The sequence below is a fragment of the uncultured Campylobacter sp. genome (assembly GCF_937949835.1).
Lineage (GTDB): Bacteria > Campylobacterota > Campylobacteria > Campylobacterales > Campylobacteraceae > Campylobacter_B.
The window spans coordinates 1-3177 of record NZ_CALEDC010000205.1 but is presented as its reverse complement, the minus strand read 5'-3'; the positions used below and the strand labels follow the sequence as shown (position 1 = coordinate 3177).

Annotated in this window: 1 protein-coding gene; it reads left to right on the top strand. The window is 46.5% G+C overall.

What is annotated here, in order from left to right; translation table 11 throughout:
- Nucleotides 1–1838: elongation factor G (gene fusA / locus Q0256_RS04785; RefSeq protein WP_297960569.1), on the top strand; the 1838-nt coding region annotated here is incomplete at its 5' end.
- Between the last annotated feature and the right edge of the window lie 1339 nt (nucleotides 1839–3177).

Genomic DNA, 3177 nt, shown 5'->3' with positions numbered 1-3177 from the left:
TCGATACCCCGGGCCACGTTGACTTTACTATCGAAGTCGAGCGCTCGATGCGCGTTTTAGATGGTGCGGTAGCAGTATTTTGCTCTGTAGGAGGCGTTCAGCCTCAAAGCGAGACCGTTTGGCGTCAAGCGAATAAATACCATGTTCCGCGCATTATTTTCGTAAATAAAATGGACCGCGTCGGCGCAAATTTTTATAATGTCGAACAGCAGGTAAAAGATAGGCTCAAAGCTCATCCGGTTCCGATTCAAATTCCGATCGGCGCAGAGGACGATTTCAAGGGCGTTATCGATTTAGTTACTATGAAGGCGCTCGTTTGGGATGATAGCAAGGGTCCTTCTGCTCCCGAGATCGTTGAAATTCCTGCTGAATTACGAGAAAAAGCGCAAGAGTATCGCGACAAGATGATTGAGGCGGTAGCAGAGACTGATGAAGCTTTGATGGAGAAGTATTTTAACGGCGAAGAGCTAAGTGTGGAGGAAATCAAAAAAGGTATCAAGAAAGGTTGCTTAAGTCTAAGCTTTTTTCCTATGCTATGTGGCACCGCATTTAAAAACAAGGGCGTGCAGCCTTTGCTAGATGCGGTCGTAGATTATCTACCTGCGCCTGATGAAGTGCCTGCGATTAAGGGTCAGTATGAGGATGGTAGCGAGGTTCATGTAAGCTCTACCGACGAGGGTGAGTTCGCGGGTCTTGGATTTAAGATTATGACCGATCCGTTCGTAGGACAGCTTACCTTCGTGCGCGTTTATCGCGGCGTTTTGGAAAGCGGTAGCTACGTCGTAAACACCGGCAAGGGTAAAAAAGAGCGCATCGGCCGCTTGCTAAGGATGCACTCGAATAAACGCGAAGAGATCAAAGAGCTATATGCGGGCGAGATCGGCGCCGTTGTGGGTCTTAAAGACACTCTTACTGGCGATACTCTAGCTAGCGAAAAAGATAAAGTAATTTTAGAGCGTATGGAATTTCCTGATCCCGTTATCAGCGTAGCTGTAGAGCCTAAAACCAAAGCCGATCAAGAAAAAATGGGTATTGCGCTTCAAAAATTGGCGCAAGAAGATCCGAGCTTCAGGGTTGCGACCGACGAAGAGAGTGGACAGACGATCATTTCGGGAATGGGCGAATTGCACCTTGAGATCATCGTAGATAGAATGCTTAGAGAATTTAAAGTAGAGGCCGAGGTCGGACAGCCGCAGGTCGCATATCGCGAGACTATCCGTAAAACGGTCGAGCAGGAGTACAAATACGCCAAGCAATCGGGCGGTCGCGGTCAATACGGTCACGTATTTTTGCGCCTAGAGCCTTTGGAGCCAGGCACTGGATATGAGTTCGTAAACGATATCAAAGGCGGCGCGATTCCAAAAGAATACATACCTGCAGTCGATAAGGGCTGCCAAGAGGCGATGCAAAACGGCGTTTTGGCGGGCTATCCGGTCGAGGATGTGCGCGTAACGGTCTATGACGGAAGCTACCACGAAGTCGATAGCTCCGAAATGGCGTTCAAACTCGCCGCTTCTATGGGCTTTAAAGAGGGCGCTAGAAAAGCAGGCGCCGTAATCTTGGAGCCTATGATGAAGGTCGAGGTAGAAACCCCTGAGGAGTATATGGGCGACGTCATCGGCGATCTAAACAAGCGCCGCGGACAGGTCAATAACATGAGCGAGCGTGGCGGTAACAAGATCATTGACGCATTTTGCCCACTTTCTGAGATGTTCGGTTACTCGACCGATCTGCGCTCTCAGACGCAGGGTCGCGCGACCTATTCGATGGAATTTGATCACTACGACGAGGTTCCTAAAAACGTTGGCGAAGAGATCATCAAAAAGCGCAACGGCTAAGCTTAACGAGCGCTAGGGTGCGGCGATAGCTTTATCGCTAACCCTCGGCGCTTCTTTAAATTTTAAGACGGCGCTTAAATTTAACCCGCTTTACGAGTCGAAATTTAAACTCACATTCTAGCTTCAAATAAAATTTCAACCCATAAGTTTAACTCCTGCCGGTCGCAAAGTTAGATCAAAAAATTTCAATTAAATTTAAAAATTCAAAACATAACTTAAAACGCGCTCATGATGCCGCGCCTATCGTTTTACTAGAGATCTATTCTTTCGTAGAGAAAGCACACATGCAGCGTTATCGCTTTGATTTACATTCACGGACAAAATCGCCGCAAGCAGGATCGCGCAAATGGGGCGAAATTTTACCTTCGACGCAGCCTTAAGGCGGAGCGCAACTATCATAGACCTATATCGGACGCGACCATCAGTGCTTTATGCGAGTAGTGGTATGCTCGGGGGCTTTAATTGTGCTACCGTTTTGCGCCGTAAAATTTCATCTTAGCGCAGCGATCTACGCACCGCTCATATAAGCTGAGCTAACACCCGAGCTCGCTTGTTTTCAGATTTAGCAGGCGTTTGCTTTCGCAGGCTTAAAATGCGCGGATGGGTACCTTGCTCGCCCGCAACTTTAAATTTTGAAATTCCACGGCGCTCTGAAATTTAGCAGGCCCCGTCTGAAATTTTGGTGGATCTGCTCCCATGATCCTCTTTGCGCAGTTCGCAATATAATTTTAAAATTCTATCTCCAATCAATTTATAAATTTATCTCATATTCGGCGTACTTTTTATCTACTCATGCATATTATGATTTGAAAAAACAGCGCGCGATCGAGGTTAAATTTTAGCGCAAAACACAGGCAGCAGTATCACGAGGCCAGACCGAGCGACTTAAAATTTTACGATGGTGATACCGTATATGAGTAGTGACCGAGTAAAATTTTAAAGCACTAAATATGGCGATGCTAGGAAATACTGCTCTACGGAAATAAGGCAAAAGCATTTTTCACGAAATCTCGGCGAATTTAAATTTGAGCGAAAGAATGCAAGCGGCAGTATCGCAAGGCCAGACGAGGCGCGGATGAAATTTGCGATGGGAGCGCATGTGCAATACGTGACTGAGCAAATTTTAGACGCAACGACGTATAGTAAAGCGAGACAACGCGTGCAAAGATAAGGTGCAGTATTTTTTCTTTAGACGAGGCGGAAAAAAGCCAAATGAAGGAACGCATATTATAATACGTGACTGAAATTCGGCGAAATTTCTAACGATGTATAAAGGAAAAAGAAGGAGCCGCTAGGTATTCAGATCAGGATAATCCCACGCATTATATTCATCCGTCAG